Annotated in this window: 14 protein-coding genes and 1 tRNA gene; 1 reads left to right on the top strand and 14 read right to left on the bottom strand. The window is 59.8% G+C overall.

Annotated features, from left to right (window positions below):
• Positions 1 to 2: 2 nt before the first annotated feature.
• From pqqB to rpsU, 13 genes are all read right to left on the bottom strand, one after another.
• Positions 3 to 914, bottom strand: coding sequence for a pyrroloquinoline quinone biosynthesis protein PqqB (pqqB, locus tag HXW87_RS00380; protein ID WP_041070011.1), 912 nt, complete (start codon positions 912 to 914; stop codon positions 3 to 5).
• A gap of 81 nt (positions 915 to 995) precedes the next feature.
• Positions 996 to 1,070, bottom strand: coding sequence for a pyrroloquinoline quinone precursor peptide PqqA (pqqA, locus tag HXW87_RS00375; RefSeq protein ID WP_003422658.1), 75 nt, complete (start codon positions 1,068 to 1,070; stop codon positions 996 to 998).
• 156 nt (positions 1,071 to 1,226) lie between these two features.
• Positions 1,227 to 3,644, bottom strand: coding sequence for a pyrroloquinoline quinone biosynthesis protein PqqF (pqqF, locus tag HXW87_RS00370; protein WP_239778292.1), 2,418 nt, complete (start codon positions 3,642 to 3,644; stop codon positions 1,227 to 1,229).
• A 48-nt stretch (positions 3,645 to 3,692) separates the two neighbouring features.
• Positions 3,693 to 4,487 carry a carbon-nitrogen hydrolase family protein gene (locus tag HXW87_RS00365; RefSeq protein WP_239778291.1) on the bottom strand — a complete coding sequence of 265 codons (795 nt, stop codon included), beginning with the start codon at positions 4,485 to 4,487 and terminating at the stop codon, positions 3,693 to 3,695.
• A gap of 12 nt (positions 4,488 to 4,499) precedes the next feature.
• Positions 4,500 to 6,182, bottom strand: coding sequence for an NAD(P)/FAD-dependent oxidoreductase (locus HXW87_RS00360; protein ID WP_047297002.1), 1,683 nt, complete (start codon positions 6,180 to 6,182; stop codon positions 4,500 to 4,502).
• A 206-nt stretch (positions 6,183 to 6,388) separates the two neighbouring features.
• Positions 6,389 to 6,850, bottom strand: a complete 462-nt coding sequence (locus HXW87_RS00355) for an Lrp/AsnC family transcriptional regulator (protein WP_007966501.1) — start codon at positions 6,848 to 6,850, stop codon at positions 6,389 to 6,391.
• 114 nt (positions 6,851 to 6,964) lie between these two features.
• Entirely contained in the window at positions 6,965 to 7,393 is a 429-nt protein-coding gene (locus HXW87_RS00350; RefSeq protein ID WP_095668167.1) for a hypothetical protein, read from the bottom strand.
• Positions 7,380 to 7,985 (bottom strand): nucleotidyltransferase domain-containing protein, encoded by a 606-nt coding sequence (locus tag HXW87_RS00345; RefSeq protein WP_145593507.1) that lies wholly within the window; start codon positions 7,983 to 7,985, stop codon positions 7,380 to 7,382. Before HXW87_RS00345 ends, HXW87_RS00350 begins: the two co-directional genes overlap by 14 nt.
• A gap of 310 nt (positions 7,986 to 8,295) precedes the next feature.
• Positions 8,296 to 8,372: transfer RNA gene (locus HXW87_RS00340), tRNA-Ile, on the bottom strand.
• Positions 8,373 to 8,387: 15 nt separating this feature from the next.
• Positions 8,388 to 12,134 (bottom strand): bifunctional diguanylate cyclase/phosphodiesterase, encoded by a 3,747-nt coding sequence (locus tag HXW87_RS00335; protein WP_121187492.1) that lies wholly within the window; start codon positions 12,132 to 12,134, stop codon positions 8,388 to 8,390.
• 126 nt (positions 12,135 to 12,260) lie between these two features.
• A complete protein-coding gene (rpoD, locus tag HXW87_RS00330) occupies positions 12,261 to 14,108 on the bottom strand; it encodes an RNA polymerase sigma factor RpoD (protein ID WP_041070030.1) in 1,848 nt (615 codons plus the stop codon).
• A gap of 67 nt (positions 14,109 to 14,175) precedes the next feature.
• The gene (dnaG, locus tag HXW87_RS00325; protein ID WP_041070033.1) at positions 14,176 to 16,140 is read right to left on the bottom strand and encodes a DNA primase; all 1,965 of its coding nucleotides are present in this window, start codon (positions 16,138 to 16,140) and stop codon (positions 14,176 to 14,178) included.
• Positions 16,141 to 16,619: 479 nt separating this feature from the next.
• Positions 16,620 to 16,835 carry a 30S ribosomal protein S21 gene (gene rpsU / locus HXW87_RS00320; RefSeq protein WP_002551877.1) on the bottom strand — a complete coding sequence of 72 codons (216 nt, stop codon included), beginning with the start codon at positions 16,833 to 16,835 and terminating at the stop codon, positions 16,620 to 16,622.
• A gap of 199 nt (positions 16,836 to 17,034) precedes the next feature.
• Here rpsU and tsaD point away from each other — a divergent pair, with 199 nt between their 5' ends.
• Positions 17,035 to 18,060: a tRNA (adenosine(37)-N6)-threonylcarbamoyltransferase complex transferase subunit TsaD gene (tsaD, locus tag HXW87_RS00315; RefSeq protein ID WP_039768071.1), complete on the top strand. Its 1,026-nt coding sequence runs from the start codon at positions 17,035 to 17,037 to the stop codon at positions 18,058 to 18,060.
• Between the two features lie 23 nt (positions 18,061 to 18,083).
• Here the strand turns inward: tsaD and plsY are convergent, their stop codons facing one another.
• Positions 18,084 to 18,653 carry a glycerol-3-phosphate 1-O-acyltransferase PlsY gene (plsY, locus tag HXW87_RS00310; protein ID WP_239778290.1) on the bottom strand — a complete coding sequence of 190 codons (570 nt, stop codon included), beginning with the start codon at positions 18,651 to 18,653 and terminating at the stop codon, positions 18,084 to 18,086.
• Positions 18,654 to 18,691: the final 38 nt, after the last annotated feature.

Raw genomic sequence — 18,691 nt, 5'->3', positions numbered from 1 at the left:
CGCTACAGCACAATACTCATGCCATCGAACGCCACTTCAACATTACGCCGCGCGAGCTCCGCGCGCTCCGGCGAATCCTCATCGAGAATCGGGTTGGTGTTGTTGATGTGGATAAGCACTTTGCGTTGCTCAGGCAACTGCTCCAGCACTTCGAGCATGCCGCCGGGGCCGTTCTGCGCCAAGTGGCCCATTTCACGACCGGTGCGGGTGCCGACGCCACGGCGCTGCATTTCATCGTCATCCCACAGCGTGCCGTCCACCAGCAGGCAGTCGCTGCCGGCCATGATTTCCAGCAGCGGCGCGTCGACCTTGCCCAGGCCCGGTGCATAGAACAGTTTGCCGCCGGTGTTGAGGTCTTCGACGATCAGGCCGATGTTGTCGCCCGGGTGCGGGTCGAAACGGTGCGGCGAATACGGTGGTGCGGCGCTGCGCAATGGCAGCGGAGTGAAGCGCAGGTTCGGGCAGGCAGCGACGGTGAAGCTCTGGTCGAGTTCGATGCGGTTCCAGTTCAACCCGCCGTTCCAGTGGGTGAGCATCTTGAACAGCGGGAAACCGGTACTCAAATCCTCGTGAACCATGTCTGTGCACCAGACCTGATGCGGGCAGCCTTCGCGCAGGCTGAGCAGGCCGGTGGTGTGGTCGATCTGGCTGTCCATCAGGATGATCGCGCTGATCCCGGTGTCACGCAGGGCGCGGCCCGGTTGCATTGGCGCGAAGCTCTGCAGTTGCGCGCGGATGTCTGGCGAGGCGTTGCACAGCACCCAGTTCACGCCGTCGTCGGAAATCGCGATGGACGACTGGGTGCGGGCCTTGGCATTCAGGCTGCCGTCGCGAAAGCCTGCGCAATTGACGCAGTTGCAGTTCCATTGCGGAAATCCGCCACCGGCGGCCGAACCCAGAATCTGGACGAACATGAACGCTCCCATCTTTCAACGCTGAAAATAAAACGCCTCGGCGAGCCGAGGCGTTGCACTGCAAGTCTGCGTAGGCAGAACTCAGCGGCTGGCGAAGTACATGGTGACTTCGAAGCCGATACGCAGGTCGGTGTAAGCCGGTTTTGTCCAGGACATGGGTGTCTCCTTCAGGGTGGGTGGGATAGCGCTGTCCATAGTTATAGTCCACGGCAGCGCAGGGATGTTCCAAATAGTTAGGCTGCTATGTTACTCAAAATTTCAACGGTATTGCCCGTGAATCTTTGAGAAAGCTCCTTGCAGCCTTGGTAATGATCATTTTGTCGCTTGCCACGGTGCGCCGGGTGACGATTCGCTGGCCAGGCATCGCCAGCCGCCCTCGGCGTTGAGCAACCGCCGCGCTGCCGCCAGCAATGTCGAGCGTTGCAGTTGACCAATGGCCGTGTGCAGTTGTCCCAGATAATCCGACGAGTGGCCCGCGAGTCTGGCCTGCCACAACAATTCGGCGGCGTCTTTGCCGGACAGCTGACGCTCATCGAACTGATCGGCGAGTGACTGGCGTTGTTGGGTGAAATGCACTTCGTCGAGGTTTTCGATCAGCGCAGGAATGTTTTTGAGGAACTGCTGAATATGACCGAGCAGCTCAACGGGCGCAGTCTCTGGCGACTGCACACCGAACAGCAATCCACTCTGACCATGTACCTGCCGCAAGGCACTGAACACCGCGTAGCCCAATTGCAATTCGACGCGCAGGCGCTGATAGAACGGGGTCTGGCACAGCTGCGCGAGCAGTCGCCAGGCGGCTTCGTCAGCGATTTCGTGGCCTGCGGTCGGGCAGAACAGCAGCAGCGCATGCTCGCTGGAGGCGGTGTCGATGTGGCTCCACACATGTTGCGCATTGATCGTCGGCACTGTCGGCAGTTGATTGTCCGGTGTACCGGGGATGCGGCTCAGGGCCAGGCCCATGGCCGATTGAGTTTGTGCGTTGAGGCCAAGCGCCAGTCCGTCCCAGCGCGAAGTTGTCCACAGCTGTCTGGCGTCGTTCGACTCGACGGCCGATGGCAGGCAGTGTTCAGGCAAGGCCTTGAGCAACTGACGGATCGGTATCAACGGCGCTTCCGGCCCTGCGTTGGCTGAATCGGCGTCAATTTGCGTCAGACATTTCAGCGCGTGTTCCAGGACACCGGGCATCGGCTCCTGCAGTCCCGTCAGTTTCAGCAGCCACTGAGTGCCGGTGGCACTGAACGCGATTTCGACGCCGGCCTGCCGTGCATCTTCCTGAGTTTCCTGCAGACTGCGTTGCAGCTTGCTTTGCAGATCGACGCCAGCCTGCGCTGCGGTTTGCCAACGCAAGTAGATCGCGCCGTGATCAGTGTGGTCCGGCAGCGCCTGACTGAACTGCATCGGTGAACGCTCACGCCGCCCGCGCGAGCGATCCTGAGCGAAAGTGCGTAATCCACGATGGGCGCTGGTCTGGCCGCGGATCAGCTCGGCGTTGGCCAGCGGTTCGCTGGAACCGAGGAATGGGTTGGCGGCAGGCCGATGCCAATGCGCGCTGAAGTTATCCACAACACCGATGTCGCGCAGGATGTGTTTGAGCACAACGACGCCGTTTTCCGACAAGCCGTGTGCAAGCTGTTCGCTGTCGCGGCGCGCCAGATGCAGTGCGCCACTGACTTGCTGCTGGCGTTCCAGCAATTTGGCGTATTCCTCGCGCAACGCTGCCCAGTCCCGTTGCGCGGCAAAGAAGCTCAACCAGTCCAGAAACTGTTCACGAATGGCGCTGAAGGATTCGGCTGGGGCGGTAAATTGCAGGTCCAGCAACGCTTGCCCGGCGAACTGATACAGCGGCACCGCTTTCAAACCGTCCGCGAGGCGTTGTTGCTGCAAATGGGCGAGCAAACCGCCGGACTTGGCGCTGTTCAGCCAATGGCAGAGAAACGCCAGCGCTTCGGCGGACGAGTCGGGCAACGCTTCGAAAGCGAACAACAGATGGCTGCTTCGCTCGCCGACCTGTTGATAACTGTTCACCGCCAAAGGCAGGGTCGCTGCCTGTTCGACCTTATCCCCAACCGGCAGCGCGGCGGCAAACTGCTGCGCCAGTGTGCGCAACGCCTCAATGCTCTGCGGCCCGACCAGGCTCAGGGTCATTTGTCCGCTGCGATAAAACTGCTGATGGAAATCCTTCAGCGCCTGTTGAAACGCTGGTAACTCAACTTTCAGGCTGTCGCGATTCCCCGCATGAAATCCGCGCAGCGGATGTGTTGCCGGCAAACCGTCGTACAACGCCAGTTCCTGCTGAGCTGTGGGATCTTGCGACCACGCGACAAATTCCGCGTCCAGCACTTCGCGTTCGCGCAATTGATCGTCCGGATTCATACGCGGCTGGGCGAGCATGTCTGACAGACGCTTAAGCCCGGCACTGAAGGCGGAGGTCGGCAGTTCGAAAAAGAAGTCGGTGGTGCGTTCACGGGTGCTGGCGTTCACTTGGCCACCGTGACTTTGCACGTAGGCCATCAGCGCCTGACTCGCAGGAAAACGCTCAGTGCCGAGAAACAGCAAATGCTCGAGAAAGTGCGCCAGTCCCGGCCACTCCAGCGGCACGTCATGACTACCGGCGGCCACCCGCAATGCAGCGGCACTGCGCTTCAAACCGGGCACCTGACGCAGGGTCACGCGCAAGCCGTTGGCCAGGGTTTCAGTGTGGGGGCGGGTGTGAGTCGGCGCAGGCATGGGCACTTCCAGAACAGTGAAGTGCCCATGCTAGCGGATTGCGTGGGGTCAGCGCTTGTCCAACGCATGGTAAAGCTCGGGGCGACGGTCGTTGAGGTAGCGGTTGGCGGCGCGGGAATCGGCCATCAATTGCCGATCCAGCTCACCGACGATCAACGCTTCATCGAGGCCGGCCTGGGCGATACGGCTGCCGTCCGGCGCAGCGATGCTGCTTTGCCCGCAATAGTGGATCTCGCCTTCCTGTCCGCAGTAATTGGCGTACGCCACGTAGCATTGGTTTTCGAAGGCGCGGGAACGCACGGTGACGTCGGCGACGAAATCGAACGGAATCATGTTCGCCGTCGGTACCAGAATCAGCTCGGCGCCGGCCAACGCCAAACGCCGCGCATTCTCCGGAAACTCCAGGTCGTAGCAGATCAGGAAACCGATTTTCCAGCCGTTGAGTTCGACGATTGGAAAGTCATCCTCCCCGGGGCTGAACATCGACCGATCCAGATCACCGAACAGGTGGGTCTTGCGGTAATTGCACAAGCGCTCGCCGTGCGCGTCGATCAACTGCACGGCGTTGTAGATCTGCCCGTCGGCCGTGCGCTCGGGGTATCCGTAAGCGATCGCCAGCCCGGCGGCTTTGGCGATTCGACCGATCTGTTGCGCCCATTCGCCGTTGTAGACCTCGGCCAAGGTGCTGACCGCTTCCTTGCCGATGTTGTAGCCGCTCAGAAACATTTCCGGCAGCACCAGCAGGTCGGCACCCTTGGCCTCCATTGCCAGTTGCTGCAGGCGATGCAGGTTGGCGGCGGGTTCCAGGGGCAGCGGTGGACATTGGTAAAGGGCTACACGCATCGGGGATTCCTCTTACTCGGGCAGGGCGATAGGGCCGATGTCTTTGAACACATCACCCGGGCCCGGGTTCTCTTTATGTGTCGAACCGCCGAAGTGTTTCATGATGCCCCACACCGCGTTGAGTGAAGTCTGCACCGCGCCTTCGACCCACGCCGGTGTCCACGACACATCGTCGCCGGCGATGAAAATCCCGCGCTGCTCCGCTGGCATGTCGTCCTGCATGAAGTGCGCGTACATCCGCTGGTTATAGCGATAGTGGCCGGGCAGGGCACCTTTGAATGCGCCGAGGAAGTACGGATCGGCTTCCCACGACACGGTGATCGGATCGCCGATGATCCGCGCGGCGATATCGACTTTCGGGTAGATCTTCTTCAGCGCGTTCAACGCCAGCTCTACGCGTTTTTCAACAGGATGCGGGAGCATTTTCAGCGCGTCGCTCATCCACGAATACGACAGGCAGATCACGCCCGGCTTGTCGTCACCGTTGTCGAACAGATAGGTGCCGCGAGTCAGGCGATCGGTGAGGGTCATGCTCATCAGATCGCGACCGGTTTCCGGGTCCTTGTCCTTCCAGAACGGGCGGTCGACCATGACGAAGGTCTTCGACGACTGCATGTAGCGCGTGCGATCCAGTGCCATCCACATCTTCTGCGAGAACAGGGTTTCGTCGCATTCGATCTGGGTGGTCAGCAGCCAGCTCTGGCAGGTGGTCAGCACGGCGGCGTATTCGCGGGTGTCGCCGTTGTTGTCGGTGACGGCGAAACGGCCGTCCGGCGCGTGGGCGATTTTCTTCACGCCGGAACGCGGCGCGCCACGGTGCAGGGATTTCAGACTGGTGCCTTGTGGCCAGTGCACGCAGCGCTCCGGTACGTGCCGCCAGATGCCCTGCGGCACTTGCTCCACACCGCCGACCACCAGGTGCTGGTGATCGTCGCAGTTGGTCATCACCACGCGGAAAATTTCCAGCATCGAGTTGGGGAAGTCCGAATCCCAGCCGCCGGTACCGAAACCGACTTGACCGAACACTTCGCGGTGATGAAACGACAGTTTGGCGAAGGCCTTGGACGTGGCCACGAAGTCGTAGAACGTGCGGTCGTCCCACAGCGGCACGAGTTTGTTCCACAGTTCTTTGAGGCGTGGCACATCGCGGTCACGGATGGCTTGCTGGATATCGGCGAACTGCGAGCCCGCCTCCAGCGCATCCGCCCAGGCGTCAGCCACTTCCTGAAACAGGGCAGGAAGATCCTTCAGGCTTTGTGCGTAATGGGTTTTACCTTCCAGGTCGATCACCGTGCTGCCGGAGGCTGGCGTCAGCGGGTTCGGGAACGGTTTGGTCTCAAGGCCAAGCTTGTCGACGTAGTGGTAGAACGCCGTGGAGGACACCGGGAAACGCATGCCGCCCAGTTCCGCAACGATGCCGTCGGTACCGTTGAACGCCTGCGAACGCAGGCGTCCACCGAGCTTCGAAGCTTCGTATACCACCGGTTTCAGGCCGAGCTTCATCAGCTCGTACGCGGCCACCAGACCAGCGATACCGGCGCCGACAATTGCCACTTCAGCGCCATGGTGGTGTTCAGGAATACTGCCGAGACCGGCCGGGTGTTCGATCCAGTCGTCAAACGCGAACGGAAAGTCCGGGCCGAAAATGGTGACGGGTTTCTTGCCGTCTGCAGGATGGCGATTGTTCTTGTTCATGGCTGACCCTGTTGGCGACCCGACGCAGGACGCGCGTCTGAGTATAGGAAAAGATGCCAGCCATTCTAGGGAGCGTGGAACACGTTAATAAGACGCAATGTGTCGTCGTTTTGCCATTTAACTGATCAATATGACGATGGGTGACTGCATATCGACCAGGTGTAGAAGCGAACCTGCTCGCGAAGAGTCCCTCTCAGCCAAAACATTTAAACCGGCTGTCCCCGATCGATCTTGCTACTCAAAATGATCGACGTCGTGGTCTTCTCCACCCCATCCACACTGCCAATCTGATCCAGCAGCTGATCCAGCTGCTCCGGCGAGTCGGTGCGCAACCACGCCACATAATCAAATTCGCCACTCACCGCACACAACTGCTGCACCTGCGCCATCGCGCTCAGCCGGCGCAACACTTCCTTGCCGGAACGCGGCTGCACCTTGATCCCGACATACGCTTGCAACCCGCCATCGACCACGCGCTGCCCCAGACGCACGCCATAACCGGTGATCACCTTGGCCTTCTCCAGCCGCGCCAACCGTGAAGTCACGGTGGTGCGCGCAATGCCCAGTTGCCGGGCAAGCATCGCCACGCTTTCACGGGCGTTGATCTGCAGGGCGGCGATCAGCTGGCGGTCGATTTCGTCGAGGGCGGGGGGGCGGGTGTCGGGCAAAGGGGCGGCTCCAAAGGCGCGGGTCAATGATCCAGCATGTTACAGGCTCGATTGACTGGACGCTTGTAACCGAGAGAGGGACTAATGCTGTTCACTGCTGGACGGGCCAGCGCACTATTTGCCTGCGCGCAACGCGTTTTGCACCAAAGGTAACAGTGCATCAGTTGTCGCCAACAGCTCCGCCAAGAGCGTTTCGTCCACATCCATATACCCTTCGTACTCGGCCAGATTGCGCCGCTCGTGACAAAGTGCAAACAGGCGAACCTGGACCTTGTTCAGCCCGAGAGTGTGCACAAGGCACTGAAACACCAGATAGCGACGGTCGGAGCGAAAACCTTTGAGGCGCATGGCAGTCAGTGCCAAGGCATGTGCGGCGTTGTAGGCGAGGTCGAAGCGACTGGCAAAGGACAGTGCGCAACTGTGAGCATCCTTCAAACGGTCTGTGGCTGATCGCATCAGGCCTTCACATTCCTTGCGATCTGGTGGCTCGGCTTTGAGGCCGCCGCTGCGCACCAGGTTTTCCAGACTGTCACTGCTGCCCATTGGTGATCTCCGCTGGGTTACGGCCAATCAAATCAATTTTGTCTTGTTGTTCAACTCGCACAACAAAGCTGTTGTCAGCCGCTTTTCTGGCTCGCCAGTCGACCAGTGTATAGAGCGTAGGGTTGATGGTGCGGCCAAGGTATTCCTCTACGGGAAGTAGCCTTTCCATCAAGTCGCTGTAACTGAGGTGTTCGCCTATCAGCATCAGGTCGATGTCACTGCCGCCATGCTCGTTGCCCTTGGCGACGGAGCCGTAGATAAATGCCCACACCAATTGATCGCTCACTGGAGCCAAGGCCGCACGTAACTGCTCTGCAATACCAAAAGTTTTGCGCACGATCCCCAGCAGTTCTGCATAGATGGGACATTCGGAGTTGGCTTGGTAGTGCGTCTGGTTACCCCGACGACTCATTGTAAGAATGCCTGCACCGTGCAGACGCTCCAGTTCACGCATGACACTGCCCTTGCCGACCTGTGCCCAGCGAGATATTTCGTTGGCGTAGAAGCTCTGATCCGGTTTGCCATACAACATGGCCAATACCTTCTGCTGGGTCGCGGTAAAGAGAGCATCGCTGAGCGGGATAGCCGGCATGGTTAACTCTTTAAGTCCCAAAAAGGGAACGATAGGTCCCTTTTTGGGAACTTTCAACTCTGCCTATTCGAGTGTCGATGGATCTGCTTCCCTTTTCGTGAGTAGACCAGCCCGACCGCTGATAAGCAGCGACGCCTCGAGAATATCCCGCCAAAGAACAGCCCAACAGACACCAAAGCCTTTTAAATCACAGCTTCGGAACTTGCCTACAGACTCCGGGGAAGTCTTCCGAACATTGCGCTCGCAAAGATTGTCCCCCCCCAACCGATCGCCCAAGAAAAAGCCGCGCATGTAGCGCGGCTTTCAAATGTGGTGGGCCCACACGGACTTGAACCGTGGACCAAAGGATTATGAGTCCTCTGCTCTAACCAACTGAGCTATAGGCCCTCAGTAGGTCGCGGATTATAACGACGGTTTCTCGGCTGTGCTATCCGAATAATCCGATACGGTTACACGAAGAAACGTTGCGGCGAATTCTTCCGGGGGCAGTGGCAGGCTGACGATGTAGCCCTGAATCTGTTCGCAGCCCTCAGCCGCCAGAAATTGCTGTTGCGCCTGGGTTTCCACGCCCTCGGCAATCACGGTGAATTGCATGCTCCGGCCCAGGGCGATGATCGCGCGGACGATCGCCGCGTCGTGCGGGTCGTCGGGCAGTCCGCGAACAAAAGACTGGTCGATCTTGAGGATGTCCAGCGGCAGGCGTTTGAGGTAACTGAGTGAAGAATAACCGGTGCCGAAGTCGTCGATCGCCAGTTGTACACCCAGGTGTTTGAGCTGGTGCAGCACCGCCAAGGCCTCTTCGGCCTGACTCATGATGAAGTTTTCGGTAATTTCCAGTTGCAGTAAATCCGGCTGCAAACGGTTGTCCCTGAGCAGTTGTTCGATACGCCCGAGCAGATTCGGCTGGCGCAGTTGCGCACCGGCGAGGTTGACTGACAGCGGGCCGAGGCTGTCGTAGATCTGATTCCACTCGAACATCTGCCGGCAGGCGGTCTCGAGTACCCAATCACCGATCTGCAATATCATGCCGTTCTCTTCGGCCAGCGGAATGAAGTGCTCGGGCGGCACTTCGCCGAAGGTCGGGTGGCGCCAGCGGATCAGTGCTTCGGCGCCGACCAGGCGATGGTCGTCGAGGCTGATTTTCGGCTGGTAGTAGAGGAACAACTCTTCGCGTTCGATGGCCCGGCGCAGTTCGTGTTCCAGTGCCACGCGTTCGCTGGCTTGGGCGGTGAGGTCGCGGGTGTAGCTTTCGACGCGGTTGCGGCCCTTGGCCTTGGAGCGGTACATCGCGGCGTCGGCGTTTTTCACCAGAGTTGCAACGTCGCAGCCATCCCGTGGGTAGAGGCTGGTGCCGATGCTGGCACTGATGAAAAACTCGTGCTCACCGGCCTGAAACGGTGCGCCAAAGCAGTTGAGCAGTTTGATTGCGATGTTGTCGGCATCACTGGCTTGTTGCAGGCCCGGCAGCAGGATAATGAATTCATCCCCGCCCAGTCGGGCGACGGTGTCGATATCGCGCAATTGCTCCTTCAGGCGTACGGCAATGCCTTTGAGCAACAGGTCGCCAACCGGGTGCCCAAGGCTGTCGTTGATGTGTTTGAAACGGTCGAGATCGAGAAACAGCACGGCGCCCTGACCGCCATTTTCCTGCTGACTGTTCAGCGCGGTGAGCAGGCGACTTTCGAACAGGGTGCGATTCGGCAGGCCGGTGAGTGGGTCGTGGTGCGCTTGATAGTCGAGTTTGGCTTGTGCGTGTTTGAGGCTGGAGATGTCAGCAAACACCGCGACGAAGTGGGTGATGAATTTGTCGCGGTTGCGCACGGCGCTAATGGTCAGCCAGCTCGGGTACAGCTCGCCGTTCTTGCGCCGGTTGGAAATCTCGCCTTGCCAGTGACCCTCGTCGGTCAACTGGTGCCACATCGCCGCGTAAAACGCGCTGTCATGCAGGCCGGAGGCGAGCAGGCGCGGGGTGTGGCCGAGGGCTTCGCTTTCGCTGTAGCCGGTAATTTCGGTGAACGCACGGTTCACCGCGCTGATGTGCTGCTGGGTGTCGGTGATCAGCACGCCCTCGGCGGTGCTCTCGAAAACGGTGGCGGCCTGTTGCAGCTTTTCCTGCATCAGATGGCGTTCGGTGATGTCCCGGGCGATGGTCAGCATGCAGTCTTCTTCGCCGATCGGCAGCGGTCGGCTGGACACTTCGCACAGGCGGATCTGCCCGTCGCTGCGGCGGATATGGCAGGTGAAGTCGCGCACGAAGCCGTCGCGGTGCAGCAGGTCGAGCATCTGCTTGCGTTCGTTGAGGTTGACCCAGATCCCCAGGTCCAGCGCCGAGCGATCCACCGACATCGCGCTATTGAATCCCGTGATGCGGCTGAAGCCCTCGTTGACCTCCAGCAGCAAGCCATCGCTCTGACGCGACAGCAGCAAGCCGTCCGGTGAGGCATGAAAAGCCTTGGCGAACTTCTCTTCGGAGGTTTGCAGTTGTTGTTGGGTTTCCTTGAGCTGAGTGATGTCGCGCACCACCACCACCAGCGCTGGAGTGGTGTCGAGGTCGAAGGGTTCGGCGGAGATCAGGCCGGTGAATACCTGACCGTTGTTGCGGCGAAAGGGCATCTCCAGGTTGCGGATGCTACCGGCCTGCAAGCGCTGGAGCAGTCCCGGACCGACTCCGGGAATGCCCCAGATATTGAGTTCCGTGGCGGTCTGGCCTATGACGTCTTCGGCCTTCAGGCCGATCTGTTCCTCAAAGGCTTCGTTGACCTCCAACAGGCAGCCATCGGACAGCCTCGCGATGACCAGAATGTCCGGGCATTGCTGGAACACCGAAGCGAACTTCTGCTCCGACAGCCGCAATGCTTCTTCTGTACGTTTGGTCTCGCTGATGTCGATCATCAGCCCGCGCATCACCGGCTCATGGCCGTGCTCGATCAGGCTGACAATATCGCGCACCCACAGGCAGCGCCCGTCTGCGGTAATCACCCGATAATCGAGGGTGTGATCGCGCCCTTCGCGCACTGCCTCATCGCAGATGGCCTGGGCACGCGTCAGGTCGGCGGGGTGGATGATGTTGCGCCAGAAACCCGGAATCAGCCAGTGCGCCTGTGGATAACCGAGCAGATCCTCGGCATGCGGCGACACATAGCTGTAGGTGAAGTCGCTCATGCGCGCTTCCCAAGCGATGGCCGACAGGCTCTCCACCAGTCCGCGGTAGTGGTATTCGCTGCTGCGCAATTCCTGTTCGAGGTCGACGCGGCGGGCAATTTCCGAACTCAGGCGGCGATTGATGCGAATGACCACAGCCAGGATGATCATCAGCAATAACAGGCCCGGCAGGCCGTAAATCAGCAAATCCGACCAGAATGTCCGATGATCGAGGACATTGCCGACCCAATGTTCCTGAATGCTGCTGATTTCCTCCGGGCTCATGTCCGCCAGGACCTTGTCCAGAATGCCCACCAGCATTTTGTTGTCACGGGGCACGCCCATGGCCAACTGGTAGCGATACGGGGTTTCGCCGCTTACGTATAAACCGTCGAGCTTGAGTTGGCGCAGGCTCCAGACGCTGGAGGCGAGATCGCCGACGACCGCATCTACTTCATCGGTAGCCAGGGCCTGCAAGGCCGAGCTGACATTGGGCATGGCCACCAGATTCAGGTCCGGATGGTGGGTGCGCAGGAGTTCGTGGGGGGCGTAGTTTTCCACCACGGCGATCTTCAGTCCGTACAGGTCTTCGATTTTGCGCGGTTGCGCGCCGCCGATATGGGCGAGGATCACGATCGGGAAATCGAGATAAGGGCGAGTAAACGACAGATAGTTCTGGCGCTCGGGCGTGGACATGATCCCAGGCAGCAGATCGATCTTGCCGGTTTTCACCTGCGCCAGCACCTCAGTCCAGCTCGACGGCTCGACCGGGGTGAGTTTGACGGCCAGGCGCTGGCGGATCACGTCGATGTAATCAGCGGCCAGACCTTGATAGCGATTCTGTTCATCACGGAACTCGAACGGCGGCCACGAGGCGTCTACACCCAGGCGCAAGTCCGGGTGAGCCGCGAGCCAGCTACGTTCTTCATCGGTCAGAGTCAGCGCGTTAGCCGTTGCGGTCCAGATCATCAGTGACAGCAAGAAAAGCACGGGCGCCAGTCTGGGCATAACCGTCTCGTTAGGGCACGGGATTGATTGTTTCGAGTGTAGACGGGGTATGCGGGGGAGGGGCGGTGCGAGGGATTTAATCTGCCGTATAAACAAAACCCCCGGCCTGGGCCGGGGGTTCTGGTATCACTCGTCGAGGAAGGAGCGCAGATGCTCGCTTCGCGTCGGGTGGCGCAGCTTGCGCAGCGCCTTGGCTTCGATCTGACGGATCCGCTCGCGCGTTACGTCAAACTGTTTGCCCACTTCTTCGAGTGTGTGGTCGGTGTTCATGTCGATACCGAAGCGCATGCGCAGTACTTTGGCTTCACGGGCAGTGAGGCCGGACAGCACTTCGCGGGTTGCTTCTTTCAGGCTTTCAACGGTTGCCACATCGATTGGCGACTGCATGGTCGAGTCTTCGATGAAGTCACCCAGATGAGAGTCTTCGTCATCACCGATCGGGGTTTCCATGGAGATCGGCTCTTTAGCGATCTTCAACACCTTGCGGATCTTGTCCTCAGGCATTTCCATGCGTTCGCCCAGCTCTTCCGGAGTCGGTTCGCGACCCATTTCCTGCAGCATCTGGCGGGAAATGCGGTTGAGCTTGTTGATCGTCTCGATCATGTGCACCGGAATACGGATGGTGCGAGCCTGGTCGGCGATCGAGCGAGTGATCGCCTGACGGATCCACCAGGTGGCATAAGTCGAGAACTTGTAACCACGACGGTATTCGAACTTGTCCACCGCTTTCATCAGACCGATGTTGCCTTCCTGGATCAGATCGAGGAATTGCAGGCCGCGGTTGGTGTACTTCTTGGCGATCGAGATCACCAGACGCAAGTTGGCTTCAACCATCTCTTTCTTCGCGCGGCGGGCCTTGGCCTCACCGATCGACATGCGACGGTTGATGTCCTTGATTTCAGCGATGGTCAGACCGGTTTCGGTTTCCAGCGCAATCAGCTTCTGCTGGCAACGGATGATGTCTGGCTGCACGCGACCAATGGCTTCGGCGTATTTGCTCTTGCCCTTGGCCAGGGCGTCGGACCAGCTTTCGTCGACTTCATTGCCCGGGAACTGACGCAGGAAATCGGCGCGTGGCATACGTGCATCACGGACGCACAGTTGCATGATCGCGCGCTCTTGCTGACGCAGGCGATCAAGGGCACTGCGAACACGCTCGACCAGGGCTTCGAATTGCTTCGGCACCAGTTTGATCGGCATGAACAGCTCGGCAAGGGCCAGCAACTCGGCAACGGCGGCCTTGTTGTGACGACCGTGCTTTTTCAGGGCCTTGCGGGTGATTTCCATCTGGTCGGAGACAGCGCCGAAACGCTGGGCAGCGATGACCGGATCCGGACCGCTTTCGGCTTCTTCTTCGTCATCCGAAGCTTCGGCGTCATCGTCGTCGGTATCGTCGTCAGCCTTGGCGGCTTTCGCGTCGATCGGCGGTGGCACTTCGGCAGCAGGCGGCGCAATGCCGTCGTCCGGGTCGATGTAACCGCTCAGAACGTCGGACAGGCGACCACCTTCGGTGGTGACGCGAGTGTACTCGGAGAGAATGTGGTCAACCGTGCCTGGGAAGTGCGCGATAGCGCTCATCACTTCACGGATGCCTTCTTCGATACGCTTGGCGATTTCGATTTCGCCTTCACGAGTCAGAAGCTCGACCGTACCCATTTCACGCATGTACATGCGCACCGGGTCAGTGGTGCGACCGATATCGGTCTCCACCGCGGCCAACGCGGCGGCTGCTTCTTCCGCAGCGGCCTCGTCGGTATCGGCGTCGGCCAACATAAGGGCGTCCGCATCCGGAGCACTCTCGTGTACGGGGATCCCCATGTCGTTAATCATGCGGATGATGTCTTCCACCTGCTCCGGATCTGAAATATCCTCGGGCAGGTGGTCGTTGACCTCGGCGTAAGTCAGATACTTCTGCTCACGACCCAGTTTGATCAACTCAATAATACGAGACTGCTGTTGCGCTTTTCCGGACATAACACCCTATCCACTGAAGGTCTTGGCGGGCAAAAAACAAGCCGAGGATTATACCTGAGCTATGACCTCACGCGCCAGTTGAGGTCGGGTTTGATGCGGAAACATTGCGACTTAGTAGGTCGCGCAGTTGATTTTTCTCTTCGGCGCTCAGTTCGCTTTGACGCGCTTTCCTGAGCAACTGTTCCAGATTTCGCTCGCGTTGGCGGGCTGACAAGCTAGTAATGGTGTCGAAAAACTGTTGTTCAAGGTTTTCTCCGTCAATCAGCCACTCCTTTTCCGCCAACGCCTTGAGCAAGCGACCCTGTTCAGTGCCATGCCATCGCGCGATCAACTGAAATGAGTTTAGCTTGGGATTCTTCTGTACGGCTTCGAGCAGCGCCACAAGCAACTGGGCATTGGTCTGATTTTCGTCCGCAATGTGTCCGGCGTCTTCGACGCGTTCGGCCAGTTGCGGGTGGTGCAGCAATGTACGCAGGGCGGTCAGCGTCGGCGACTCGACACCAATCGGCGTGCGTGGGCGCTGTTGATCGCGATCGCCGCCACGCTTGCCGTTCTTGTCCCAGGGTTTCTTGTCCCATTTCTTGCCGCCGGCGCCGGGTTTCTTTGGCGTCCACTCCTGCTGCGGCACATACATGTCCTGTGCCTGCGGCTGATGGTAGTCGCTGTAGTCCGGCATTGCGTCGTAATCGATGCCCGGATCGTAGGCCGGAGGAGCTTCCTGCGGCGCACTTTGCGCAAGCTGGCTGACCGTTTCGCTGCTCAGGCCGGTGATTTCGGTCAGGCGCTGACGCATCAGAATGCGCAAGTTGGCGCCGGGCACTTTGTCGATCAGCGGCGCGGCGAGGGTAGCCATGTGGGCCTTGCCTTCGAGCGAGCGCGGATCGGCTTCCTCGGTCAGTTGCTGGAAGAAATAGTCTGCCAGCGGCTGCGCATGCTGATTGATGCGAGCCTTGAAGGCGTCAGTGCCTTCGGCGCGAACCAGCGTATCCGGGTCTTCGCCTTCGGGTAGAAACAGGAAGCGCGCACGGCGCCCGTCCTGCAGGCACGGCAGTGTCGCTTCCAGTGCGCGCCATGCAGCATTGCGGCCAGCCTGGTCGCCATCGAAGCAGAACAGAACGTTGGGCACGACGCGAAACAGGCGCTTGAGGTGCTCTTCGCTGGTCGCCGTGCCCAAGGTTGCGACGGCATTGCGCAAGCCTTGCTGGGCGAGGGCGATGACGTCCATGTAACCCTCGACGACGATGATTTCGTCGAGGTTGCGGTTGTTCTTGCGTGCTTCGTAGAGGCCGTAGAGTTCCTGGCCTTTATGGAAGACCGGGGTTTCCGGCGAGTTCAGGTATTTCGGCTTGTCGTCACCCAGTACCCGGCCACCGAAAGCGATGATCCGGCCACGGGTATCGCGGATCGGGAACATCACGCGATCGCGGAAGCGGTCATAGCGTTTGCCGGTTTCGGCGTTCTCGATCAGCAGGCCGGCGTCGATCATGGCCTTCTGCTGCAAGGTGTCGCTGCTCAAGTGCTTGAACAGATTGTCCCAGCCCGGCGGCGCAAAGCCGAGACCGAAGTCCCGGGCGATCTCGCCGGTCAGGCCGCGGCCCTTGAGGTAATCCACCGCAGCCTTGCGCGCTGGATGGCTCTTGAGCGCCTGGCGGTAGAAGTCGGCGGCGGCGGTGAGCAGCGGATACAGCGGCGAGTCGGTTGGCTGTCGCGGTTTGTGCGGACGGCCGCTTTCTTCGCGGGGGACTTCCATGCCGGCGGCTTTGGCCAAGTCCTCGACAGCCTGGGGGAAATCCAGGTTGTCGTGGTCCATGAGAAAGCCGAGGGCGTTGCCGCCGGCGCCGCAGCCGAAGCAGTAATAGAACTGCTTGTCGGGGCTGACGCTGAACGACGGGGTTTTCTCTTTGTGGAACGGGCAGCAGGCGGTGTAGTTCTTGCCGGCCTTTTTCAGTTGCACGCGCGAGCTGACCACGTCGACGATGTCGGTGCGGTTCAGGAGGTCGTCAATAAAGCTCTGGGGAATCAGCCCGGCCATGGCGTTCTCGTCTGCGCTGTAATGAGTCCGATGCGAAGGGCGGCCGGGCACAGGTCTTGAGTGAAGCGCACAAAATGGGCGGTTCGACCGGTCGGCTGCATAATCGCTGTCGGGAAGTGTATCTGCCGAAAATCCACTGACGTTAGTACCCATCAGTCTTCGACTATTTGAAAGTGTTGCGCTGAATCCGCTGACGGCCGATAAATGGCCTCGGATAGCTCAATAAAGCGGGCACGCATGGAGGTGCCTTGGGCTGGTCGTCGTGAGAGGAATCAGTGGGTGTGCTCGTCAGTAGCCTTGAAAGACTCGTCAGAAAAGACGTGCACCGCTGGCAAAAGAGCCAGGTCTGACGCGTGAAGCAGATTTGTCTCGGTCGCGTGTGCGGCTTCGACGGTGAAGCATCAAGCGTTTTACGCAAATGCCATTAGCCCGGCTGAAGGCCGGGCTTAGGCAAGAAGCTTGCTACGAACGTCTGTGTATTAGTACAGACGAACGGCGCGGCGCTGTTCGCGCTGAACTTTCTTGGCGTGACGCTTAACAGCGGCTGCTGCTTTGCGCTTACGCTCAGAAGTTGGCTTCTCGTAAAATTCGCGGCTACGAACTTCAGCCAGTACACCGGCTTTTTCGCAGGAGCGCTTGAAACGACGCAGAGCTACGTCGAAGGGTTCGTTCTCTTTAACTTTGACGGCTGGCATCCAGAGCTACCTTCATTCATTACCGGGGTCAACATCCTCGCGGCAAAAGAGCACTTGAAGACGTCGGTTTTTAAGGGTTGCGGATGTTAACCCCTCATCGCTCGGAATGCAAAGCCTCTGATCGAAAACCGCTAGTCGGGGCATCGCGTGGCGACTATTATGCGCGCCTTCGAATTCAGCCTAAACAAGGCGCAAACCCATGCTAGTACTGGGATTAGAAACCTCCTGCGACGAAACCGGCGTCGCATTATACGACAGTGAACGCGGCCTGCTGGCCGACGCGCTGTTCAGCCAGATCGACCTGCACCGCGTCTATGGCGGCGTGGTGCCGGAGCTGGCCTCGCGTGACCACGTCAAACGCATGCTGCCCTTGATTCGTCAGGTGTTGGCCGAGGCCGACTGCGTGCCGACCGAGATCGATGCGATCGCCTACACCGCGGGCCCGGGCCTGGTCGGCGCGCTGCTGGTCGGTGCCTCGTGCGCTCAGGCGCTGGCGTTTGCCTGGGGTATTCCGGCACTCGGTGTGCACCACATGGAGGGCCACTTGCTGGCGCCGATGCTGGAGCCCAAACCGCCGGAATTTCCGTTCGTCGCTTTGTTGGTGTCCGGTGGGCACACGCAACTGGTTCAGGTCGATGGCATTGGCCAATACAGCCTGCTCGGCGAGACCCTCGACGATGCCGCCGGTGAGGCGTTCGACAAAACCGCGAAAATGATGGGCCTCAATTATCCGGGCGGGCCGGAAATCGCCAAACTGGCCGAGAAGGGCGTTGCGGGACGTTTCACCTTCCCGCGTCCGATGTGTGATCGCCCGGGCCTGGATTTCAGCTTCAGCGGCTTGAAGACCTTTGCCCTCAACACCTGGCAACAATGCGTCAGCGCCGGGGACGACAGCGAGCAAGCCCGTTGCGACATTGCGCTGGCGTTCCAGCAGGCCGTGGTGGAGACTTTGACCATCAAATGCAAACGGGCTCTGAAACAGGCAGGCATGAAACGTCTGGTGATCGCTGGCGGTGTCAGTGCCAACAAGGCCTTGCGTGTTTCGCTGGAAAAGATGCTCGGTGATATGAAGGGTGATGTGTTTTACGCCCGTCCCGAGTTTTGCACCGACAATGGCGCGATGATCGCGTTTGCCGGTTGTCAGCGTTTGCAGGCCGGTCAGCAGGAAAGTCTGGCGATCAGCGTGCAGGCGCGCTGGCCGATGGAGCAGTTGTCGGCGCTGTAATGTGCGGCGCTCATGGGCGGTATTTAAAAATGCCGTTCGCGCCCGGCAAACAGGTCGCGTAGATTGCCGCGGTGGCGCCAGACGATCAGAAGCGTCAGCGCGCTCATCGGCAGCAGCGCCTCCGGCTCTTGCCATGCAAGTAGGGGCAAGGTCAGGGGCGTGGCGATCAGCGCCGCCAGCGAGCTGGTACGGGTCAGGTAGAACGTCAGCAGCCAGGCGCACACCGCCAGCAGCGCGGCGAGTGGATACAGGCCCAGCAGCATGCCGGCAGCCGTGGCGACGCCTTTGCCGCCGCGAAAACGGAAATACAGCGGGAACAGGTGACCGATCACGGCGCACACGCCGATCCAGGCCTGATCCTGCAGCGAAAGGCCAGCGGCTGCTGCGATCAGCACCGGCAGCAGGCCTTTGCACAGATCACCGAGCAAGGTCAGGATCGCCAGTTTGCGACCGGCCAGGCGCAGCATGTTGGTGGCGCCGGCATTACCCGAGCCACTCATTCGCGGGTCCGGATTTCCGGTCAGGCGGCTGAGCAAAATGGCGAAGGACAGAGAGCCGAGCAGGTAGGCGAGGGTCGCCAGTAACCAAAACATGCTAACTATTCCGGGCGAGGACGCCCTGATTCTAACGG

Source organism: Pseudomonas sp. Y5-11 (assembly GCF_022368695.1).
In the GTDB taxonomy this organism is placed as follows: domain Bacteria; phylum Pseudomonadota; class Gammaproteobacteria; order Pseudomonadales; family Pseudomonadaceae; genus Aquipseudomonas; species Aquipseudomonas parakoreensis.
The sequence above is the reverse complement of the archived record's forward strand: the minus strand, read 5'-3'. Positions and strand labels throughout refer to the sequence as shown.

Coding starts and splice junctions, on each gene's coding strand:
- plsY (WP_239778290.1), bottom strand. CDS start 18,653: ATGTTTTGGTTACTGGCGACCCTCGCCTACCTGCTCGGCTCTCTGTCC.
- HXW87_RS00335 (WP_121187492.1), bottom strand. CDS start 12,134: ATGCCCAGACTGGCGCCCGTGCTTTTCTTGCTGTCACTGATGATCTGG.
- dnaG (WP_041070033.1), bottom strand. CDS start 16,140: ATGGCCGGGCTGATTCCCCAGAGCTTTATTGACGACCTCCTGAACCGC.
- tsaD (WP_039768071.1), top strand. CDS start 17,035: ATGCTAGTACTGGGATTAGAAACCTCCTGCGACGAAACCGGCGTCGCA.
- pqqB (WP_041070011.1), bottom strand. CDS start 914: ATGTTCGTCCAGATTCTGGGTTCGGCCGCCGGTGGCGGATTTCCGCAA.
- HXW87_RS00365 (WP_239778291.1), bottom strand. CDS start 4,487: ATGCGTGTAGCCCTTTACCAATGTCCACCGCTGCCCCTGGAACCCGCC.
- pqqF (WP_239778292.1), bottom strand. CDS start 3,644: ATGCCTGCGCCGACTCACACCCGCCCCCACACTGAAACCCTGGCCAAC.
- HXW87_RS00345 (WP_145593507.1), bottom strand. CDS start 7,985: ATGCCGGCTATCCCGCTCAGCGATGCTCTCTTTACCGCGACCCAGCAG.
- HXW87_RS00350 (WP_095668167.1), bottom strand. CDS start 7,393: ATGGGCAGCAGTGACAGTCTGGAAAACCTGGTGCGCAGCGGCGGCCTC.
- HXW87_RS00360 (WP_047297002.1), bottom strand. CDS start 6,182: ATGAACAAGAACAATCGCCATCCTGCAGACGGCAAGAAACCCGTCACC.
- rpoD (WP_041070030.1), bottom strand. CDS start 14,108: ATGTCCGGAAAAGCGCAACAGCAGTCTCGTATTATTGAGTTGATCAAA.
- rpsU (WP_002551877.1), bottom strand. CDS start 16,835: ATGCCAGCCGTCAAAGTTAAAGAGAACGAACCCTTCGACGTAGCTCTG.